The 20,027-nt window shown below is 63.5% G+C and carries 17 protein-coding genes; 7 read left to right on the top strand and 10 right to left on the bottom strand.

Annotated features, from left to right (window positions below):
- Positions 1–2: 2 nt before the first annotated feature.
- Both bamC and dapA read right to left on the bottom strand, forming a co-directional pair.
- The gene (gene bamC, locus IFT75_RS00190) at positions 3–1,121 is read right to left on the bottom strand and encodes an outer membrane protein assembly factor BamC (protein WP_192052741.1); all 1,119 of its coding nucleotides are present in this window, start codon (positions 1,119–1,121) and stop codon (positions 3–5) included.
- 17 nt (positions 1,122–1,138) lie between these two features.
- Positions 1,139–2,017 carry a 4-hydroxy-tetrahydrodipicolinate synthase gene (gene dapA / locus IFT75_RS00185; protein WP_122476685.1) on the bottom strand — a complete coding sequence of 293 codons (879 nt, stop codon included), beginning with the start codon at positions 2,015–2,017 and terminating at the stop codon, positions 1,139–1,141.
- 331 nt (positions 2,018–2,348) lie between these two features.
- Here dapA and IFT75_RS00180 point away from each other — a divergent pair, with 331 nt between their 5' ends.
- Positions 2,349–2,909, top strand: coding sequence for a glycine cleavage system protein R (locus IFT75_RS00180; protein ID WP_122476686.1), 561 nt, complete (start codon positions 2,349–2,351; stop codon positions 2,907–2,909).
- A gap of 10 nt (positions 2,910–2,919) precedes the next feature.
- A complete protein-coding gene (locus IFT75_RS00175; RefSeq protein WP_192052739.1) occupies positions 2,920–3,393 on the top strand; it encodes a peroxiredoxin in 474 nt (157 codons plus the stop codon).
- Between the two features lie 89 nt (positions 3,394–3,482).
- On the opposite strand, the gene IFT75_RS00170 is transcribed toward IFT75_RS00175, so the two are convergent.
- Entirely contained in the window at positions 3,483–4,553 is a 1,071-nt protein-coding gene (locus IFT75_RS00170) for an AI-2E family transporter (protein ID WP_122476688.1), read from the bottom strand.
- Positions 4,554–4,593: 40 nt separating this feature from the next.
- Entirely contained in the window at positions 4,594–4,833 is a 240-nt protein-coding gene (locus IFT75_RS00165) for a sulfurtransferase TusA family protein (protein WP_122476689.1), read from the bottom strand.
- Positions 4,834–4,978: 145 nt separating this feature from the next.
- On the opposite strand from IFT75_RS00165, the gene IFT75_RS00160 reads away from it, so the two are divergent.
- The 3 genes from IFT75_RS00160 to IFT75_RS00150 all read left to right on the top strand — a co-directional run bounded on the left by IFT75_RS00160 (position 4,979) and on the right by IFT75_RS00150 (position 10,523).
- Positions 4,979–6,412 carry a M48 family metalloprotease gene (locus IFT75_RS00160; protein WP_122476690.1) on the top strand — a complete coding sequence of 478 codons (1,434 nt, stop codon included), beginning with the start codon at positions 4,979–4,981 and terminating at the stop codon, positions 6,410–6,412.
- A gap of 150 nt (positions 6,413–6,562) precedes the next feature.
- Positions 6,563–9,661 carry a transglycosylase domain-containing protein gene (locus IFT75_RS00155; RefSeq protein ID WP_192052737.1) on the top strand — a complete coding sequence of 1,033 codons (3,099 nt, stop codon included), beginning with the start codon at positions 6,563–6,565 and terminating at the stop codon, positions 9,659–9,661.
- An 82-nt stretch (positions 9,662–9,743) separates the two neighbouring features.
- Positions 9,744–10,523 (top strand): siderophore-interacting protein, encoded by a 780-nt coding sequence (locus IFT75_RS00150; RefSeq protein WP_192052735.1) that lies wholly within the window; start codon positions 9,744–9,746, stop codon positions 10,521–10,523.
- A 30-nt stretch (positions 10,524–10,553) separates the two neighbouring features.
- On the opposite strand, the gene IFT75_RS00145 is transcribed toward IFT75_RS00150, so the two are convergent.
- Both IFT75_RS00145 and IFT75_RS00140 read right to left on the bottom strand, forming a co-directional pair.
- Positions 10,554–11,174 (bottom strand): Pr6Pr family membrane protein, encoded by a 621-nt coding sequence (locus IFT75_RS00145; RefSeq protein WP_244652667.1) that lies wholly within the window; start codon positions 11,172–11,174, stop codon positions 10,554–10,556.
- Positions 11,175–11,191: 17 nt separating this feature from the next.
- Positions 11,192–11,416: a VF530 family protein gene (locus IFT75_RS00140; protein WP_122476696.1), complete on the bottom strand. Its 225-nt coding sequence runs from the start codon at positions 11,414–11,416 to the stop codon at positions 11,192–11,194.
- A 386-nt stretch (positions 11,417–11,802) separates the two neighbouring features.
- On the opposite strand from IFT75_RS00140, the gene IFT75_RS00135 reads away from it, so the two are divergent.
- Positions 11,803–13,095, top strand: a complete 1,293-nt coding sequence (locus tag IFT75_RS00135) for a carbohydrate porin (protein ID WP_244652683.1) — start codon at positions 11,803–11,805, stop codon at positions 13,093–13,095.
- A 91-nt stretch (positions 13,096–13,186) separates the two neighbouring features.
- Entirely contained in the window at positions 13,187–15,598 is a 2,412-nt protein-coding gene (locus IFT75_RS00130) for a glucose/quinate/shikimate family membrane-bound PQQ-dependent dehydrogenase (RefSeq protein WP_192052731.1), read from the top strand.
- 72 nt (positions 15,599–15,670) lie between these two features.
- Here IFT75_RS00130 and IFT75_RS00125 read toward each other — a convergent pair whose 3' ends face one another.
- Genes IFT75_RS00125 through IFT75_RS00110 form a run of 4 tightly spaced genes read right to left on the bottom strand, consistent with a single transcriptional unit; the run spans position 15,671 to position 19,981 of the window.
- Complete coding sequence (locus IFT75_RS00125; protein ID WP_192052729.1) at positions 15,671–16,096, bottom strand: group I truncated hemoglobin; 426 nt, start codon at positions 16,094–16,096, stop codon at positions 15,671–15,673.
- A gap of 1 nt (position 16,097) precedes the next feature.
- Complete coding sequence (locus IFT75_RS00120) at positions 16,098–16,943, bottom strand: DUF3034 family protein (RefSeq protein WP_244652209.1); 846 nt, start codon at positions 16,941–16,943, stop codon at positions 16,098–16,100.
- A 19-nt stretch (positions 16,944–16,962) separates the two neighbouring features.
- Complete coding sequence (locus IFT75_RS00115; RefSeq protein WP_192052727.1) at positions 16,963–19,323, bottom strand: EAL domain-containing protein; 2,361 nt, start codon at positions 19,321–19,323, stop codon at positions 16,963–16,965.
- Positions 19,307–19,981: a methylamine utilization protein gene (locus IFT75_RS00110; RefSeq protein ID WP_192052725.1), complete on the bottom strand. Its 675-nt coding sequence runs from the start codon at positions 19,979–19,981 to the stop codon at positions 19,307–19,309. The genes IFT75_RS00115 and IFT75_RS00110 overlap by 17 nt, the downstream gene beginning before the upstream one ends.
- Positions 19,982–20,027: the final 46 nt, after the last annotated feature.

Genomic DNA, 20,027 nt, shown 5'->3' with positions numbered 1-20,027 from the left:
GCTTAACCCAGGTTGTCTTGAATCACACCCAACACACGGCGGGCAACATCTGCCGGGGCCACGGTGTTGATGTTCTTCTCGACGGTGACCTGGACGCTGTCGCCCACCTTGCTCAGGCGCACCTGGTAACGCTCGGCGCGGGCTTCGAGTTCTTCCTTGCTCGGCGCATTGCCGAACACGCGGCTGAAGAAGCCCGGCTTGTCGTCGGCGCGCTGGGCGGATTCGGCAACGTTGATGTAGTACAGGCCCAGGCTGCGGTTGATGTCTTCGATGCGCCACTGGCCCTGCTCCAGGGCACGGCCCACGCTGGACCAGGCACGGTCCAGGTCGGCGCCGACGTTGAGCACCGGGTTGCCGCTGCCGTCTTCGCTCATGGCCACACGGCTGGGCGCGTCGAAATCACGTGCGGCTACCAGGGACACCGAGCCACCGCGTTCCGAGTCGCGGGTCATGCTGGCGAGCATCTGGTCGACCAGGATCGAGTCCAGGCCGGTGTTCACCGAGCGCGCCGGGAAATCGGGCTCGGTGCTGCTGCCGGCCGGGCGCTCGACGCTGACCACGTAGATTTCGCTGCTGTTGCGCTGCACGCCGGGTTCGATGCGCACGCGCACACGGGTTTCGCTTGCACTGGAGGTGGTAGCACCGCTCAGGCGCTGTGCCATAGAGGCGGAGAGCTCGTCGAAGCGCTGCCAGGTGGTGGTGAATTCACCGGTTTGCGGACGGTCTTCGGCGATGCGGAAACCGTTGTCCTCGAAGAACTGGTGAGCAATCGGCCAGACTTCGGCAGGCGCACGCTGGGCCATGATCCAGCGGTTTTCACCGCTGCGCTGCAGCGAGAAATCACTGGCCTGCGCAGCTACCTGCAAGGGCAGTGGGCGCGGCACTTCGAATTCGGAAGCCTTGGCGTTATCGTCGGCGACGTTGCGCGGGATCGGCAGCAGCGGATCCAGACGCTTGTCGGTTTGCACGCCGGGCGGCAGTTGCATCGGGGCGGTTTGGGTCGCCTCGAGGTAATCATTGCCACGATCGCGGAAGTAACCGTTTTCGCCCCAGAGCCACCCGCAACCGCTGGTGCTCGAAATGACCAAGGCAAGGGCAGAAAGGCCAGCCAATCGCTTCATGCGTCTTACTTCCTCAATTAAACCAGGACGCCGGACTGGCGCAGGGCCTGCCGCAGCGGTTCATGACAGGTGGCGCTCAACCAGGTGAGCGGCAGGCGAATGCCTTCGGGCATCAAGCCCATTTCATGCAACGCCCATTTGACCGGAATCGGGTTGGCTTCCAGGAACAGGTTCTTGTGCAGCGGCATCAGCTTGTCGTTGATGGCGCGGGCCAGTTCGGCCTCGCCCTTCAACGCCGCATTGCACAGGTCGGCCATGGCGCGCGGGGCGACGTTGGCGGTGACCGAAATATTGCCCTTGCCACCCAGCAGGATGAGCTCGACGGCAGTGGGATCATCGCCGGACAGCACGAGGAAGTCGCTGTCGACACGGCTGATGATGTCCTTGGCACGGGCCAGGTCGCCGGTGGCTTCCTTGATGCCGATGATGTTCGGCACGCTGGAAAGGCGCACGACGGTGTCGGCCAGCATGTCGCAGGCAGTGCGGCCGGGAACGTTGTAGAGGATCTGCGGAATGTCGACGGCTTCGGCGATGTGCTTGAAGTGCTGGTACAGGCCTTCCTGGGTCGGCTTGTTGTAGTACGGCGTGACCAGCAGGCAGGCATCGGCGCCGGCCTTCTTGGCATTGCGGGTCAGCTCGACGGCCTCGCGGGTGGAATTGGCGCCGGTGCCGGCGATGACCGGGATACGCCCGTTCACCTGCTTGACCACGTGCTCGATGACCTTGATGTGCTCTTCGTAGTCGAGCGTCGCCGATTCGCCGGTGGTGCCGACCGCGACGATGGCATGGGTGCCCTCCTGCAGATGGAAGTCCACCAGTTTGCTCAGGCTGTCCCAGTCCAGACGCCCTTGGGCGTCCATGGGTGTGACCAGTGCCACCATACTGCCCGCAATCATGCAACCGCTCCTGCCGGAAAAAGAGAGCGGTAATGGTACTGGCGCTATCCACCTTGCACAAGCGAAGTACCACGCCGCGAGCATTCCCCTTGGCGCCGGTTTTCTATACCCTTTCAGACTTTGATCGGCAGGGGTTGCCTTTCTTGCCTGGTCATCGCCTGCCGTAACGGCGCTTCGAACCCCGTCCCTGAGCCTTGCCACCTGGCTTTGCCCCGTATTTGCGGGCGTTGCCGGGCGGTTGGCAGGGGTACGCACGAGGTACGGCGCAGGCCTTGAACCAGTCATCCGGCCCCTTGACGCCGCCGACCGCTCATCGCTTTAGGAATGCTGCATGTCCACCCCCACAGTTCGCGAACAATTCCTCGTCATCAGCGCCCTGGGCCGCAATCCCATGGAACTGACCAATGTACTGTGCCGCGCGGCCCACGACGCCCGCTGCTCGGTGTCCACCTCGCGCCTGACCCGCCACGGCGAATACAGCGCCCTGGTGCTGCAGGTGGCAGGCAACTGGGACGCCCTGGCGCGCCTGGAAACCAGCCTGGCTTCGCTGGCCAAGAAACACGACTTCACGGTCAGCCTGGTGCGCAGCGCCACCCTCGACAGCCGCCCGCAAGCGCTGCCGTACGTGGCCTACGTCAGTTCGGCGTACCGCTCGGACATCATCAACGAGCTGTGCCAGTTCTTCATCGACCACAACGTCGAGCTGGAGAACCTGACCTGCGACACCTATCAGGCGCCGCAGACCGGTGGCACCATGCTCAATGCCACGTTTACCGTGACACTGCCCGCCGGCGTGCAGATCAGCTGGTTGCGCGACCAGTTCCTGGACTTCGCCGATGCCTTGAACCTGGATGCGCTGATCGAACCCTGGCGCCCACAGAACCCCATGTAAGGACTGACCGATGGCTGTCGCTCTCAACGAACCTGTAGCCGATTTCCAAGCCCAGGCCACCGGCGGCCAGACCGTCCACCTGAGCGAGCTCAAGGGCCGCCAGGTGGTGGTCTACTTCTATCCCAAGGACAGCACGCCGGGCTGCACCACCCAGGGTCAGGATTTCCGTGACCTGCTCGAGCAGTTCAAGGCCGCCGACACCGAGGTGTTCGGGGTGTCGCGCGACGGGCTCAAGTCCCACGAGAATTTCAAGGCCAAGCAGGGCTTCACCTTCGAGCTGATCAGCGATCAGGACGAGGCGTTGTGCCAGCTGTTCGACGTGATCAAGTTGAAGAAGCTGTATGGCAAGGAATACCTGGGCGTGGATCGCAGCACCTTCCTGATCGACCGGGACGGTGTGTTGCGCCAGGAATGGCGTGGCGTGAAGGTGCCGGGGCATGTGCAGAGCGTGCTGGAGGCGGCACAGGCGTTGAGCAAGGGTTGAGAGGGGGTTGGATTTTTCGCGGCTACTGACCGCTCCTGCGACGATCGTGTGTAGGAGCGGTCAGCGGCCGCGAAGGCCGCGCCGCGGTTTCAGAGCATCGGCGCCACGGTGGGCTCCTGGCGCGGCCAGGCATCGAGCACGGCCTTGAACAAGGTCGCCAGGGGGATGGCGAAGAAGATCCCCCAGAACCCCCACAGCCCGCCGAACAGCAACACCGCGCAGATGATCGCCACCGGGTGCAGGTTCACCGCCTCGGAGAACAGCAGCGGCACCAGCACGTTGCCGTCCAGGGTCTGGATGATGCCGTACACCACCATCAGGTAGATGAACTGGTCGCCCCAACCCCACTGGAACAGCGCGATCAAAGTCACCGGTACGGTCACCACCACGGCGCCCACATAGGGCACCACTACCGACACACCTACCAGCAGGGCCAACAGCGCCGCGTAGTTCAAGCCCAGCGCGACGAACGCGATGTAGGTCACCACACCGCAGATGAAGATTTCGATGACCTTGCCACGGATGTAATTGGCGATCTGCCGGTTCATCTCCTGCGCCACCCGGGTCAGCAGCGCCCGCTCGCGCGGCAGGTAACCGCTGACCCAGCGACCGATCATCACCCGGTCCTTGAGAAAGAAGAACACCAGGATCGGCACCAGCACGAAATAGATCATGATGTTCACCAGCAGTGGCAGGCTGGACAGGGAAAAGGTCAGTGCCCACTGGCCGAACTTGCCGATCTCGCCGCGCGCCGCTTCGATGGCCTGCAGCACCTGTTCGTCGCTGACCAGGTGCGGATAGCGCTCGGGCAGCAGCAACAGCAGTGACTGCCACTTGCCCAGCATCCCGGGCAACTCGTTGAACAGCGTGATCAACTGGTGCCAGAGCAGCGGCACGAGCACCAGCATGAACAGCGCCAGCGCACCCATGAACAGCGCGAACACCGCTCCCACGGCCACGCCCGAAGGCACCCGCAAGCGTTCCAGGAAATTGACCAGGCCCTGCATGAGAAACGCCAGCACCATCCCTGCCAGCACCGGCGCCAGCATGCCGCCCAGGGTCAGTACGGCGGTGAACGCCAGCACCAGCAGCACCGCCAGGACGACGGCCTCTTCGTCGGAGAAGTACCGCTGGATCCAGTTGCGTAACACTTTGAACATTGAAATTCCCTTGAATGGCCCAGCTACCGAAGGTGGTGGCTCAAGCCTTGCGCAACCAATACGAGTAGACCCCGTCCAGCGCCTGTTCATGTAACAGCGCGTGACCTGCCAACGTGGCGAACGAGCGGAAGTCGCGCTGCGAGCCGGCGTCCGTGGCGATCACCTTCAATACCGTGCCACTGGCCATCCGGTTCAGTTCCAGCTTGGCCTTGAGCAGTGGCAACGGGCAATTAAGACCGCTGGTGTCCAGCTCGGCGTCACATTCGGGCGCATCGCTCATCGATATCTTCTCCAACCAAAGAAAGCCGTGATGCTGCCTCGATCGCGGCAGCCAGCGACGGGACAGGATAACCCAAGGCCGGCGCCTCTGGTGGTCGTCGGATGGGGCGGCTACAGTAGGGCCTTTCATCTGCCGAGCTCAGTGCATGCCCTTTCTGCGCCCTACCCTGCTGACACTTGCCTGCCTGCTGGCGCTGCCGGGCCACGCCAGCGATCTGCCGTCACTTGGCGACGCCAGTTCCGCGATCGTCTCGCCCCAGCAGGAGCATCAGTTGGGTCGTGCCTGGCTGAGCCTGCTGCGCGGTCAGGTCAAACAGCTCAATGACCCACAGCTCAAGGATTTCGTTGAAACCAGCGTGTATCGGCTCTCTGAAACCAGCCAGTTGAACGACCGGCGCCTGGAGTTCATCCTGATCGACAGCAAAGAGCTCAATGCCTTCGCTGCGCCAGGGGGCATCGTCGGGGTCAATGGCGGGTTGTTCTTCAATGCCGAAACCGAGGGTGAGTACATCGGTGTGCTGGCCCACGAACTGGCGCACTTGTCGCAACGCCACTTCGCGCGCGGGGTCGAGGCGCAGCAGCGCATGCAACTGCCGATGATGGCGGCGCTGCTGGCCGGCATCGTGATCGCCGCGTCCGGTGCCGGTGACGCCGGCATTGCGGCAATCGCCGGCAGCCAGGCTGCGGCGATCCAGGAACAGCGACGCTTCTCCCGGCAGAACGAGCAGGAGGCGGACCGCATCGGCATCATCAACATGGAAAAGGCCGGCTACGACCCGCGCAACATGCCGACCATGTTCGAACGCCTGATGCGCCAGTACCGTTTCGATGCACGGCCGCCGGAATTCCTCCTGACTCACCCGGTCAGCGAATCGCGTATCGCCGACACGCGCAACCGCGCCGAACAAGCGGCCAAAGGGGGCAAGGAAGACAGCCTGTGGTACCAACTGATGCGCGCGCGCGTTCAGCTGTACTACGAGGAAACCCCAGGGCTGGCAGCCAAGCGCTTCCGCGCGCAACTGGATGAAAACCCCAATGCGCTCCCCGCGCGCTATGGCTTGGCGCTGGCTCAGGTCAAGGCTGGCCAACTCAACGAAGCGCGGGAGAATCTCAAGCAGCTGCTCGGCAAACAGCCGGACGACATCACCTTCAACCTGGCGCAGGTCGATCTGGACATCACCAACAACCGCATTCCCGATGCCCAGCAGCGCATCGATCGGCTGGTGACGCAGTATCCCGGCAACTACCCGATCAACCAGAAGCGGGTCGACGTGCTGCTCAAGCAGAACCGCATGGCGGATGCCGAAAAAGGCCTGGAAAACCTGCTCAAGAGCCGCTCGGACGACCCGGACGTGTGGTACCTGGTGGCCGAAACGCGCGGACAGAATGGCAACATCGTTGGGCTGCATCAGGCACGTGCCGAGTTCTTCGCCCTGGTCGGCGAGTTCGACCAGGCCATCCAGCAACTCGATCTGGCCAAGCGCCGGGCCGCCGACAACTTCCAGCTCGCCTCGCGAATCGATGCACGGCAACGCGAGTTGATCGAGCAGGATCGGCTGGTCAAGGAAATGCTGCGCTGAGGCCGCGGCGGGCCGAATCGGACCCGCACGGTCGATCGGAATGAACCGACGTAACAGACACATTGATTTTCACATTTTTTTCACGCAACTGCTCTAGCGTCTAGACTTGCTCCAGGTGCGATGAATTTTCCGTGACCGGTGTGAATATCTATGGGCGTTTTGTGGCAAACCGAACCTGACAAGACTGCAACCCCCGCTGTCAGTCCTGACCCGTCTCCATTGCCAGATAGCCCACGTCAACGTCATCTGTGGTGGCGTCTGTTCTGGTTGCTGGTGGTGATCACTGTCGCGGCGCTGGCGTATGCGATGTACGCGGAAATGCGGACGTCGCGACTGCAGGCGCGCGAATTCAGCCGTTGGGCGGCGTCGCTGACCTACGAGCTGCAGCCGGGGCCAAGCGAAGCTATCGTCTATCCAGGCGAGGGCCCGTTCGACAAGCGCCTGGGCTACAGCGCCTTGGGGGATTTCATTCCACGCCTGCTCAAGCGCAATTACGTGGTCGAACGACAGACCCATTTCTCGCCGGCGCTGATGCGTTACGCCGGGCACGACCTGTTCGTGCCCTATCAGGAAAAACCCCAGGCCGGGCTGGTGATCACCGATTGCCGGGGCGACCCGTTGTACCTGTATCGCTACCCCCAGCAGCTCTACACCGAGTTCGCCCAGATTCCGCCAGTCATGGTCAACAGCCTGCTGTTCGTCGAGAACCGCGGCCTGCTCGACAGCCCCGAACCCCTGCTCAACCCTGCCGTGGATTGGCCGCGTTTTGCCAAGGCGGCCTGGTCGCAGGTAGCCAAGATGTTCGCCCTCCCCGGGCAGTCGGCCGGTGGCAGCACCCTGGCCACGCAATTGGAGAAGTATCGACACTCGCCCGACGGCCTGACCGGTTCCGGGCCGGAGAAGATTCGCCAGATGATCTCGGCCAGCGTGCGTGCCTATCAGGACGGTCCGCAGACCCTGGAGGCACGCCAGCGCGTCGTGCGCGACTACCTCAACAGCGTACCGCTGTCGGCCGTGCCCGGCCATGGTGAAGTGCACGGCATGGCCGAAGGCTTGCGGGTCTGGTATGGCGCCGATTTCGAGCAGGTCAACCGCGCCCTCGCCAGCACCACCACCGACCCCACCAGCGAAGCCGCGCGTGGGCTCGCCCTGCGCCAGGTACTGTCGCTGATGATCGCCCAGCGCCGTCCTTCGTACTTCCTCAACAAGGGCCATGACGACCTCGCCGAGCTGACCGACAGCCATATTCGCCTGCTGGCCGCCAACGGTATCGTTGACCCGACCCTGGCCACCGCAGCCCTGGCCAGCCAGGTCATGTACCGCGACTGGGTGCAGGAGCCTACCTGGCAACCCAACGAGTCGAACAAGGGCATCAGCGTGGCGCGCAACCGCCTCTCGTCCATGCTCGACCGACCGTTGTACGACCTGGACCGGCTGGACCTCTCGGCCACCACCACCCTGCATGCCGATCTGCAGAAACAGGCCAGCGACTACCTGCGCCACCTCGCCGACCCGGCCTTCGCCCAGCAGATCGGCCTGATCGGCGAGCGCCTGCTGACCTCGGCCAGCACCCGAGAGGTCAGCTACAGCTTCACCCTGTTCGAACGGACGGCCGACGGCTCGCGGGTACGAGTGCAGACCGACAACACCGACCAGCCCTTCGACATCAACGAAGGCAGCAAGCTGGAGCTGGGGTCGACGGCCAAGATGCGCGTGCTCACCACTTACCTCGAGATCATTCACGAACTGCATGAGCGCTATGCCGGGCAGACGCCCGCGCAACTGCGCCAGGTGAAGATCGAAGAAGCCGATCGGCTGTCGCGCTGGGTGCTCGACTACATGATCCAGAATCCCGGCGCGGATGCGCGGGCATTGCTCGGCGCCGCCCTGGAGCGCAAGTACTCGGCAAGCCCTGCCGAGAGTTTCTTCACCGGCGGCGGGATCCACACTTTCGGCAACTTTCGCCGCGAGGACAACGGCCGCATTCCCACGCTCAAGGAAGCGCTGCAGGAATCCATCAACCTGCCCTTCATCCGCCTGATGCGCGACCTGGTGCGCTACAGCACCTACTCCGCGCCAAGCAACAGCGGGCAGTTGCTCAGGGACGACGACGATCCGCGTCGCCAGGAATACCTGGCACGCTTCGCCGATCGCGAAGGCACGGAGTTCCTCCAGCGCTTCTGGAAGAAGTACCAGCGCAAGACCACCGAGCAGCGCCTGGAAACCTTCCTCGACGGCATGCGCCCTACCCCGCAGCGGCTGGCGGCCGTGCATCGCTACCTGTACCCCAATGCGCCCCAGGCGCAATTCGATCGTTTCGTGCGCGAGCACAGCAAAAGCGACAACGTCACCGACAAGCGCCTGAACGAGATGTACACCGGCTATGGCCCGGGCCGCTACAACTTGCCGGATCAGGGCTACATCGCGCGCGTCCACCCGCTGGACCTGTGGCTGCTGGGCTACCTGCTCAATCATCCGGACGCCAAGTTCGGCGAGGCGGGCGCGGCCAGCCGGTTCGAACGGCAGGAGGTTTACAGCTGGTTGTTCAACAGTCGCCACAAGCGCGCCCGCGACAACCGTATTCGCACCATGCTCGAGATCGAAGCGTTTACCGATATCCATCAGCGCTGGCAGCGCGTGGGTTATCCGTTCGATCACCTGGTGCCGTCGCTGGCGACCGCCATCGGCAGCTCGGGTGACCGCCCTGCGGCCTTGGCCGAGCTGATCGGCATCATCCAGAACGATGGCATCAAGCTGCCTACCGTGCGCATCGACACCCTGCATTTTGCTGCCGACACCCCCTACGACACGCGGGTGATCAGCGATCCGGACCGCGGCAAGCGAGTTCTGCCCGCCGAGGTCGCGGCGGCCATGCGCGAGGCGCTGTCGCAGGTGGTGGACGCCGGCACCGCGCGGCGGGTATCGGGCAGCTTCAAGACCGATGACGGCACGGCGCTGGTGATGGGCGGCAAGACCGGCACCGGTGACAACCGCATTTCCAGCTTCGGCGCCGGTGGCCGGGTCATCAGCTCGAAGGCCATCAACCGTACCGCCACGTTCGTGTTCTTCATCGGTGAAAACCACTTCGGTACCTTGACCGCGTTCGTGCCGGGCAAGGCAGCGGAGGGCTTTCGCTTCACTTCGGCGCTTCCGGTTCAGGTGCTCAAGGGCATGGCTCCGATTCTCACTCCCTACCTGCAGCCGGGTGCGCATACCCAGTGCAATGCGCCCTTGCAGGCGGCGCGTTGAACGGGACTGCGAATTCATCGACTCGCGTGGGGCCGCGTAATAAGCTATATCGATAGCTCCCTATCGGACCAGGAGTCCCGCAATGAAGGCAGACAACCCATTCGGTATTCATCGTGTCATGCACGAGATCAAACGTCGCCGCCTGCAGGTGTTGCGTGTTGTGCAGCTCACCCCACGCATGCGCCGCATCACCCTCGGCGGCCCCGAGCTGGCCGGTTTCGTGAGCGAAGGCTGCGATGACCACATCAAGCTGATGCTCGCCACCACCCCGGAGCAGCAAGCGGCGCTCGACACCATGGTGCTGGGGGCGCCGACGCCCGAAGGTGCCAAGCCCGACATGCGCGACTACACTCCACGGCGCATCGACCTTGCAGCCGGCGAGCTGGACATCGACTTCGTCCTGCACGGCGACGGCCCCGCCGCAATCTGGGCGGCCCAGGCCGAGCCGGGTCAATTCCTGCACATCGGCGGCCCACGCAGCTCGATGCATGTACCGGATGTGTTCGACGCCTACCTGCTGATCGGCGACGAGACGGCGATCCCGGCCATGGCGCGCCGTCTGGAAGAACTGTCGGCCAACCGTCGTGCGCTGCTGGTGGTCGAGGTGGAGAACGCCGACGAGCAGCAGCCGTTCGACAGCGCTGCGGCATTCGAGGTGATCTGGGTCGACCGGCACCAGGGCGACCTGCTGCAGACGGTCAGCGACCTGCGCCTGCCCGAAGGCGTGGTCTATGGCTGGATCGCGACCGAGGCGGGGCTCTCGCGCAAGTTGCGGCGCGTGTTGCTCGACCAGCATGGGCTGAGCGAAGAGCAGATCAAGGCCGCCGGCTACTGGCGGCTCGAAGGGGACGACGGCGAGTGATGCTGGCGCCTGGTCGGTGCACGGGGTCGCCTAGCGCGCGCCCCGACGCCCCCACCAGCGGTCTACGGCCAACACCAGCACCGAGCAGCCAAGGAAGGCCATCAATACGCCCAGTGCATTCAACCAGACCTGCCCCATGCCCAGCTTCGAAACGTCCAGGAACGGATACGGGTAGACGCCGATGCTCTGTCCACGCAGCAACAGGTAGGCGAAATACACCAGTGGATAGATCGCCCACGCCAGTACGTGCCACAGGCGCAACGTACCTTTGGGCACGCAGAGTGCCCAATACAGCACGAAAGCGATCGGCAGCACATCGTGCAGCAACTCGTTGGCCAGCCATTGCCAACCCTGGGGCTGCCACAGGTTGCGCAGCAACAGGCTGTAGGCCACGCCGACCACAACGATACTGACCATGACCCCACTGCTCACCGCGGGCCGCAGGCAGATACGCCGCCACTTCGAATCGCACGTCGACACGTGAGCAGTCAACACGCCAGCCACTGCCGTATTGGTGAGAATGGTGAAAAAGCTGAAGAAATGCACCAGCCCACCCAGCAGGCTCGCTTCGATCTGCCAGCGCGACCACAGCACCAGGTACAGCTGCAGGGCCAGAGCAAACCAGGTGGCGGCCGCCGCCAGCGCAACCAACCGGCGTTCACCGGGGATCAACGCTTGCCGCGCTGCAGTTGCACATAGAGCCGTTCGACTTTTTCCCGCGCCCAGGGCGTCTTGCGCAGGAAGGTCAGGCTCGACTTGATGCTCGGGTCACTCTTGAAGCAGCGGATGTCGATCCGCTGCGCCAGCCCTTCCCATTGGTAATGCGCCACGAGCGCAATAAGGATCTGCTCCAGCGTTACGCCGTGCAGGGGGTTGTGTGTAGGCTCATGCATGCCAGGCTCCAGAAACGGCGGGGCAGAAGGTGCGCACCTTAACCAACGGGCACGGCGGCGCAAAGCTTTTATTGGGCGCCCACCATCGGCCGCAATGCCCATTGGGGCAGGCGCCGGACCGCGCCGTGTGTGCGCGCCGCCTGCGGCAAGCCGCCGCACTGTTGCAGTTTCAGCAACTGACCCTCTTTCAAACCCGGCTTTAAAAGCATGGCCTCGAGCTATATCCTTTCGCCGCAACAAACTGAAACGTTTCACTTTTGAAAAATAACGAAGCGCCTCTCGAACAGCTTCGGACCCACCAGAAGAACTCTCTGCCAATGCCTCTTACTGCCCCCTCACGCCCCATGGCGTTTTTGCCGTTCACCGCGCTACTTGCGCTGAGTGCCATGGGCACCAGCCAAAGCGCTGTTGCCCTGCCCGCTTTCGATTCGCAGTCTCCGTTCATGTTCGGCGACTGGAACGGCACCCGCGGCGATCTTTCCGCCAAGGGTTACGATTTCAAGCTCGACTACACCGGCGAAGTCGGCAGCAACCTGCACGGCGGTTACAACCACGACCATGCCACGCGCTACAGCGACCAGTTTGCATTGGGTGTGCACATGGACCTGGAGAAGATCCTCGGTTGGCACGACGCCGAGTTCCAGCTCACCCTGACCGACCGTAACGGCGACAACATCAGCAACGACCGGATCAACGATCCGCGTGTCGGCGGTTTTACATCGGCGCAGGAAGTCTGGGGTCGCGGCAACATCACGCGGATCACCCAGCTGTGGTACCAGCAGAAGTTCTTCGACCAGCGCCTGGACATCAAGGCCGGTCGCTTCGGTGAAGGCGAAGAATTCAACAGCTTCCCGTGCGACTTCCAGAACCTGGCGTTCTGTGGCTCACAGGTGGGCAACTGGGTCGGCAGCGTCTGGTACAACTGGCCGGTGAGCCAGTGGGCGTTGCGCATCAAGTACAACATCACGCCGCAGTTGTATGCCCAGGTCGGCATTTTCGAGCAGAACCCCTCGAACCTGGAGAACGACAACGGCTTCAAGCTCAGCGGCAGCGGTACCGAAGGCGCCATGCTGCCGGTCGAGCTGCTCTGGAAGCCGACGTTCGGCGGGCTGCCGGGCGAGTACCGTGCCGGCTACTACTACAGCACCGCAGACGCCGACGACGTCTACAAGGACCGCAGCGGTCAGCCTGCTGCCATCACCGGCCAGGACTACCGCAGTGCTTCCAGCCGCCACGGTTTCTGGCTGGGTGCCCAGCAACAGCTGACCCGTGTCGCCAGCGACAACTCGCGGGGCCTGAGCGTGTTCGCCAACGCCACCTTGCATGACAAGAAAACCAACGCCATCGACAACTACGTTCAGGCCGGCGTCGTCTACAAGGGTCTGTTCGATGCGCGTGCGCGCGACGACATCGGTTTCGCCGTGGCCAGGGTCCACGTCAACCCGGCGTATCGCAAGAACGCCGAGTGGCACAACCGTACCCTCGCGCTCAGCGATTACAACGATGCCGCGTACCTGCCGATCCAGGACACCGAGTACAGCGCCGAGCTCTATTATGGGGTTCACATGGCCAACTGGCTGGTGCTGCGACCGAACCTGCAGTACATCCGCCACCCGGGCGGCGTCAGCCACATCGACGACGCATTGATTGGCGGCTTGAAGATTCAAGCATCGTTCTGAAACTAAACGGCGCTGAAATACCCTTACACACACGAGCTCAGAAAAACTTGAACTCTGCTGAACCATTTGAACATGACGGAGAAAACTCACTATGAGCACTGACGGTGCTTTGCGTCGGTCGCGCCTGCTGCCCAAACTTCTGGGTATCGTGATGCTGCTGATGGGTCTGGCCTTGCTGGCCGGCGGTATCAAACTGGCCACCCTGGGTGGCTCGCTGTACTACTTGATCGCCGGTATCGGCGTAGGCTTCACCGGCGTGCTGCTGCTGCAGGGTCGTCGCTCGGCCATCGGCCTGTATGCAGCGGTATTGTTCGCCAGCACCGTCTGGTCGTTGTACGAAGTGGGTCTGGACTGGTGGCAACTGGTGCCGCGCCTGGCCCTCTGGTTTGCCTTGGGCGTGGTCCTGCTGCTGCCCTGGTTCCGCAAGCCACTGCTGCGCCAGCCTGCACCCAAGGCCACGGCTGCGCTGAGCATCGCCGTGGTTCTGGCGGGCCTCTGCGCACTGGCCAGCCAGTTCACCAACCCTGGTGAAATCAAAGGCGAGCTGGACCGCGAAACCGCCAACATGCCCAACACCGCACCGGCGATGCCCGACGGTGACTGGAACTCCTACGGTCGCAGTGCCCACGGCGATCGCTACTCGCCACTGGCGCAGATCACCCCGGAAAACGTCAGCAAGCTGACCCCGGCCTGGACCTACCGCACCGGCGACATCCCTGGCCCGAACGATCCGGGCGAGACTACTGCGGAGAACACCCCGCTCAAGGTCAACGGCATGCTCTACGTATGCACGCCACACAGCCAGGTCATCGCCCTGGACCCGGACACCGGCAAGGAAATCTGGCGTTTCGACCCGAAGATCAGCACGCAGAACGCGCCGAACTTCAAGGGCTGGGCCCACATGACCTGCCGTGGCGTGTCGTATCACGATGACGCTGCCTACGCCGCCGCCAGCCCGGCCACCGACGCCACCGCACCTGTGGCTGCGCCGACTGCCTGCCCGAAGCGCATCTTCGTGCCGACTGCCGACACCCGTCTGATCGCTCTGAATGCCGACACTGGCAAGATGTGCGAAGACTTCGGCGACAAGGGCCAGATCGACCTGCGCGCCAACATCGGCGAGTTCGCTGCGGGTGGTTACTACTCCACTTCGCCACCGGCCGTGACCAAGAACCTGGTCGTGATCGGCGGCCACGTGACCGACAACGTTTCGGTGGACGAGCCTTCGGGCGTGATCCGCGCCTATGACGTGCACGACGGTCACCTGGTATGGAACTGGGACAGCGGCAACCCCGACGACACTACGCCGATCGCTGCGGGCCAGACCTATACCCGCAACTCGCCGAACATGTGGTCCATGTTCAGCGTCGATGAAAAGAACGGCATGCTGTACCTGCCCATGGGCAACCAGATGCCCGACCAGTGGGGCGGCAACCGCACTCCCGAGTCGGAGAAGTACAGCGCTGGCCTGACCGCGCTGGACATCGACACCGGCCATGTGAAGTGGACCTACCAGTTCACCCATCACGACCTGTGGGACATGGACGTAGGCGGCCAGCCTACCCTGATGGACCTCAAGACCGCCGATGGCGTTAAGCCGGCCGTGCTGGCCTCGACCAAGCAGGGCAGCATCTACGTGCTGAACCGCTTGACCGGCGAGCCGATCGTGCCGATCCACGAAGTGCCGGTGCCCCAGGGCGCGGTGGAAGGCGACCACACCTCGCCCACTCAACCAAAATCCGACCTCAACTTCATGCCACCGGTCATGCAAGAGAGCGACATGTGGGGTGTGACGCCATTCGACCAGATGCTGTGCCGGATCGACTTCAAGTCGCTGCGCTATGAAGGTCCGTTCACGCCACCTTCGCTGCAGGGCACCTTGGTGTACCCAGGCAACTTCGGCGTGTTTGACTGGGGTGGCCTGTCGGTCGACCCGGTGCGTCAGGTGGCGTTCGTCAACCCAAGCTACATGGCTTTCCGCTCCAAGCTGGTACCTGCTGCAGAAGTGGCCGGCGGCCCTGGTCGCAAGAGCGAAACCGAGGGTGTGCAGCCCAACAAGGGCGCGCCGTACGGGGTAATCCTGGAGGCGCTGCTGTCGCCGATGGGCCTGCCTTGCCAGGCGCCTGCCTGGGGCTACGTGGCTGCGGTCGACTTGACCACTCACCAGACCATCTGGAAACACAAGAACGGTACCGTGCGCGACAGCTCGCCTGTGCCAATCCCGTTGAGCATGGGCGTGCCGAGCCTGGGTGGCGCTTTCACCACGGCCAGCGGCGTGTCGTTCCTCAGCGGTACGCTTGACCAGTACCTGCGTGCCTACGATATCCGCAACGGCAAGCAGCTGTGGGAAGGTCGCCTGCCTGCAGGCGCACAGACCACGCCGATGACCTACACCGGCAAGGATGGCCGTCAGTATGTACTGGTGGTCGCTGGCGGGCATGGCTCGCTGGGTACCAAGCAGGGTGACTACGTGATGGCGTTTGCACTGCCTGAAAACAAGTGATGTCGATGTAATGAAAAACGGCTCCCTCGGGAGCCGTTTTTTTGAGTGTGTCAGTGACGACCATTCACCCCGCTACTTCTCGATCACCTCTCCCCGCTGCGCCGCCAACCGGGCCAGCAGCCGATTCTGCGCCGGCACCGGAACACCCTGGGCTTCCATGGCCTTGATCAGATCCTCCACCAGCGCGTTGAACTCGCTGCGGCTGATCTGCTGGCCCTTGTGCGCTTCGACCATGTCATCCCCGGTGTACTCGCACGGCCCGCCCGCCTCGACACAGAACTTGTCGATCAACTGCACACGCAGCAACTCGATGTTGACGTTGCGAAAGTGCGCCACGATCCGCTCATCCCGAGCCACGTTCAGCAACATCCCCTCCACGATCCGGCTGATCCCCGGTTTGCCACCCAGCGCCTGGTACAGGCTGTCGTCCTTGGCCGGCTGCTGGTGACCCGTGCAGGCACCCAACAGCAGGGCCATGCCCAGCACACACATGCGCATGTCAAAAACTCCCTTGCACGGACAGGTAGGTGCCGTTCTGGTTGTCCAGCGTGGCGATCTCGCCCAGTTTCGCGTAGGCCAGCACGATCGCCAGATGCTTGTTGGGGAAATACCCCAGGAACACATCCGCCCAGTCGCTTTCGCCGGCGAACGACAGGTTGTCCGGCTTCTCTCGGTACTCCACGCCCAACGCCCAGCGCGGGTTGAACAGCACGGCCAGCGAACCCTCCTTGAGCAGGCTGCGGCTGTCGCGGCAATCACCGCCGAAGCCCAACAGGCCCAGTTCGTTGGCGCGGCTGTAGCGCACTCCGCCATTGACCAGCAGGTTGTAGCCAAACGCTGCGCCCATGAACAGGCGACTGGCCGTCAGGTAACCCTCGACATCTTCGTCACGCTTGGCGCCGACCAGGCTGGGAATGAGGAAATCCTTCTGCCGCTTGTAAGCCAGGCCCAGCGCCACCTGCGGCAGTTGGTCGTAGATCAGGTCACCGAACAGGCGCACCTTCACCCCGAAAACGTCCTGGCTGAGGCTGTCTTCGGGCAGTCCCAGCTTGTGCACCAGCGACCCCAGGTCGAAGCGTTGTCGGGCGTAGGAGAATTCGATGCGATTGTCGTAGCTGGCGGCCATGCCTGCCACGTCGAGCCGGTAGTCCGGCAGGTCCACGCGGGTGGCAAATGCCGTGGCGCCCCACTCGCCCTGCTCGCCATAGCCGGAAAGCACGGCCCAGGGCGTGATCCCCCCACCGGCGGCGCCGTCGATACTGCTGGCACCGCCGGTGGCCAACAAACGGCCCTCGTTGGCGTGGAGCGACGGTTGCCAGCACAAGGCCAGCGAGCACAACAACATGGCTTTTCGCATCATGACATCAGTGAACCACAGCAATTGAAATGGGCGAGGACTGCTGCATCCAGGCTTCGAAGGCGACAGCGGTCAGCGGCCGGCTGATCAGATAGCCCTGGGCGGTGTCGCAGTTCCAGCGTTCGAGCAAGCGCAGGCTGTGTTCGTATTCGACGCCCTCGGCCACCACTTTGAGGCCCAGGTTGTGGCTCATTTCGATGGTGGAACGTACGATCACCGCATCCTCGCTGGTTTCGTCGAGGTTGCGCACGAACGACTGGTCGATCTTGAGCTCCTGCACCGGCAGGCGCTTGAGGTGGGCCAGCGACGAATAACCGGTGCCGAAGTCGTCGACAGACAAGCTGATACCGCAGTCGCGCAGGCTGTTGAGCACCTTCAGCGCCTTCTCGGGCTCGCGCATGATCGCGCTTTCGGTGATCTCGAAAATCAACTGCTCGGCCGGCACCTGATGCAGGCCGAGCAGGCGCACGACCCGCTCAGGCAGGTCGGACCCCAGCAGGTCATCCGCCGAGATGTTCAGCGACAACTGCACGACCAGGCCGCGCGTGCTCCATTCGCTCAACTGTCGAATGCCTTCCTCGATCACCCACCGGGTCAGCGTCTGGATACTGCCGGTGCGCTCGGCCAGCTCGATGAATTCACCGGGCGAGACATTGCCCAACTGTGGATGCTGCCAACGCAGCAAGGCTTCGGCCTGGCGTACCTGCTTGTCGCGCAGGTCCAGCTTGGGCTGGTAGTGCAGGGACAACTCGTTGTTCGCGGCGGCCCGACGCAGGTCGCGGATCAGCCGCACCTGACGCTGGTGCGCAAGGTCGCGACCGTGCTGATACACCTGCAGGCGACCCGGCATGTCGGCGGCGTCTTTCATCGCGATTGCCGAACGCGCCAGCAACTCCTCGGCGCTCAGGCCATCGGAGGGAAAGGCCGCGATGCCGATCCGGCAGTCGATGGCAACGTCGTGGCCACCGAAACGGTGGGGTTGCAGCAGCACCTGTTGCAGTTTGTCGGCCACCGCCACGGCGCTGTCGCTGTCGAGGTTTTCCAGCAGCAGGAGGAATTCGTCGGTGATCAGGTGCGCCACCGTGTCGCCGGGTCGCACCAGCTCCAGCAGGGTTTGCGCGACTTGCTGGAGCAGTTTGTCGACGAAGGTCGGTCCACCGCTTTCACTGAGTTCGCGCAGGTTATCGATACCGATGTACAGCAGTGCGATCGGTCGGTCGGCGGCAATGGCGCTGCCCAGGCGCTCCATCGCCAGCGTGCGGTTGGGCAAGCCAGTCAACGCGTCGTGCAAGGCATTGTGAGCCAGCTGCAGCTCGCGCTCGGCGATCCCGGCCTGCATGCGACTGATGGCCTTGGCCAGCACGCCCAGTTCGTCGGTGCGGTCCAGCGGCACGTCGGTCTGGTAGTCGCCATGGCCGATGCGCCCAGCGGCCCGCGCCAGGCTCTGCACCGGCAGCGAGACACTGCGCGCCAGCAGCAAGGCACCCACCAGGGAGGCCAGCAATGCGGCAAAGGCAATGCCGAAGATATTGCGATCCAGGGCGACGAACGCGCGCATCGCTTCATCCAGCGGGCTCTGCAGCAGTGCCATGACCTTTCCGCCCTCCGGGCCACTGCTGCTGGCCAGCAGCAAGGGCTGGCTGAGGTACGTGCGATCGTTGTGTTCGGAAAGGGAAATGTGCTGCGCCGCCGATTCATTGACCTGCATCCATTGACTGATGCTGGCGGATAATTCGGTCGGCTGGGTGCTCACCAGCGTGCCGACCTTGCCGGCCTCGGTAGTCAGGAAGGACACCTGCAAGTTGGTCAGCGAGTGCAATTCCTGGGCAAGGGTCACATCCATGCTGAAACCCATCACCACCCGCGCGATCGGCAGCGGTGCCAGCACTGGCGCTTCCACCAGCAAGTGCGGCAGCCCCTGCAGCGGCACGAACAGCATCGACTGGCTGGTTCGGCGGGCTTCGCGCAGCGCCGTGTCATAGGGAAACACGCTGCCGGTGGGGACCTGGTCCACGGTACTGGCCAGGACACGACCGTCCATGCCCAACACGAACATGTCGGTGGCGCCGATGCGCGCGCCCTGGTTCTGCAGCGCCGAACGGATGGTCGGCGAGTCGCCGCTGGACACCGCATCGCGGAAACCGAAGTCGGCAGCCAGCAACTGCACGCCGTCGCGCAGGCGCCGACCGCGCACATCCAGCAGACGCTCGAACACTCGCGTGCCCACTTGCAGCTGCTCGCGGGCCTGGGCGCGCACGGCATCGTTGGTGGCCACTTTCACGGCCACGGTCAAGGCCCCCACTACCACCGACAGCAGCAGAATGAGTACGCAGGCGATGCGCGCCTGGAAACTATTGCGCAGCTTCACCGGCAGCCTTTTTGAATGCATCGCTGAACGCGCCGGTCGCCGGCTCCTGGGCAGCGTCGTCTGCTGTTGCCTCGACCTTCAGGGTGTAGTTCTGCGTCATGGCCGTCGCCGTCATGTCGATCTCGCCTCCTGGCTGTACTTGCGCATCCACGCTGCGCGGATGCCACAGGCTCACGTGGTAGCGGCCTGCGGGTAATTGATCGAAACGCACGCGCCCTTGCTCGTCGCTGACGGCGAACCAGGGATCATCGGTGACATAGATATAGCCAAGCATCCAGTCGTGAATATTGCAACCCAGGACTACCACACCAGGCTTGTCGAACAGCTCCGGCTTGCTCGGCGTGCCCTCATAGAGCCGCAGCTCGAAGCGCTTGGCGGGCGAAAAGGAATACACCTGATGGCGGATATTATCGCTGTTGGGAAATGAAACCGAGGTACCGGTGGCAACGGCCAGCACGTGCGGCAGGTACTTCTGCGCGCGCTGGTCCATGATCGCCGTGGCCTGCCTGGATCCGGCGGCCGCCGGCCCTCCGGACAGGCTGAACACTGCGTCGGCCAGAGGCTTGCCGTCGGCCTGGGTGATACGTGCCTCGAAGGAGGCCGCGCTGACCCACGTACTGAGGACGAGACTGCCGAGCAAGGCGCCAAACCTGATCATGAAAATTTACCTGACGGATGAAAGTGTCGCCTGCCGCGGCCCACTT

Origin of the sequence: Pseudomonas sp. CFBP 8758 (genome assembly GCF_014841725.1) — a bacterium.
Classification (GTDB): Bacteria; Pseudomonadota; Gammaproteobacteria; order Pseudomonadales; family Pseudomonadaceae; genus Aquipseudomonas; species Aquipseudomonas baltica.
The sequence above is the reverse complement of the archived record's forward strand: the minus strand, read 5'-3'. Positions and strand labels throughout refer to the sequence as shown.

Excerpts from the sequence above, each read along its gene's own strand:
- bamC (WP_192052741.1), bottom strand. The coding sequence starts at position 1,121 with ATGAAGCGATTGGCTGGCCTTTCTGCCCTTGCCTTGGTCATTTCGAGC.
- dapA (WP_122476685.1), bottom strand. The coding sequence starts at position 2,017 with ATGATTGCGGGCAGTATGGTGGCACTGGTCACACCCATGGACGCCCAA.
- IFT75_RS00180 (WP_122476686.1), top strand. The coding sequence starts at position 2,349 with ATGTCCACCCCCACAGTTCGCGAACAATTCCTCGTCATCAGCGCCCTG.
- IFT75_RS00175 (WP_192052739.1), top strand. The coding sequence starts at position 2,920 with ATGGCTGTCGCTCTCAACGAACCTGTAGCCGATTTCCAAGCCCAGGCC.
- IFT75_RS00170 (WP_122476688.1), bottom strand. The coding sequence starts at position 4,553 with ATGTTCAAAGTGTTACGCAACTGGATCCAGCGGTACTTCTCCGACGAA.
- IFT75_RS00165 (WP_122476689.1), bottom strand. The coding sequence starts at position 4,833 with ATGAGCGATGCGCCCGAATGTGACGCCGAGCTGGACACCAGCGGTCTT.
- IFT75_RS00160 (WP_122476690.1), top strand. The coding sequence starts at position 4,979 with ATGCCCTTTCTGCGCCCTACCCTGCTGACACTTGCCTGCCTGCTGGCG.
- IFT75_RS00155 (WP_192052737.1), top strand. The coding sequence starts at position 6,563 with ATGGGCGTTTTGTGGCAAACCGAACCTGACAAGACTGCAACCCCCGCT.
- IFT75_RS00150 (WP_192052735.1), top strand. The coding sequence starts at position 9,744 with ATGAAGGCAGACAACCCATTCGGTATTCATCGTGTCATGCACGAGATC.
- IFT75_RS00140 (WP_122476696.1), bottom strand. The coding sequence starts at position 11,416 with ATGCATGAGCCTACACACAACCCCCTGCACGGCGTAACGCTGGAGCAG.
- IFT75_RS00135 (WP_244652683.1), top strand. The coding sequence starts at position 11,803 with ATGGGCACCAGCCAAAGCGCTGTTGCCCTGCCCGCTTTCGATTCGCAG.
- IFT75_RS00130 (WP_192052731.1), top strand. The coding sequence starts at position 13,187 with ATGAGCACTGACGGTGCTTTGCGTCGGTCGCGCCTGCTGCCCAAACTT.
- IFT75_RS00125 (WP_192052729.1), bottom strand. The coding sequence starts at position 16,096 with ATGCGCATGTGTGTGCTGGGCATGGCCCTGCTGTTGGGTGCCTGCACG.
- IFT75_RS00120 (WP_244652209.1), bottom strand. The coding sequence starts at position 16,943 with ATGTTGTTGTGCTCGCTGGCCTTGTGCTGGCAACCGTCGCTCCACGCC.
- IFT75_RS00110 (WP_192052725.1), bottom strand. The coding sequence starts at position 19,981 with ATGATCAGGTTTGGCGCCTTGCTCGGCAGTCTCGTCCTCAGTACGTGG.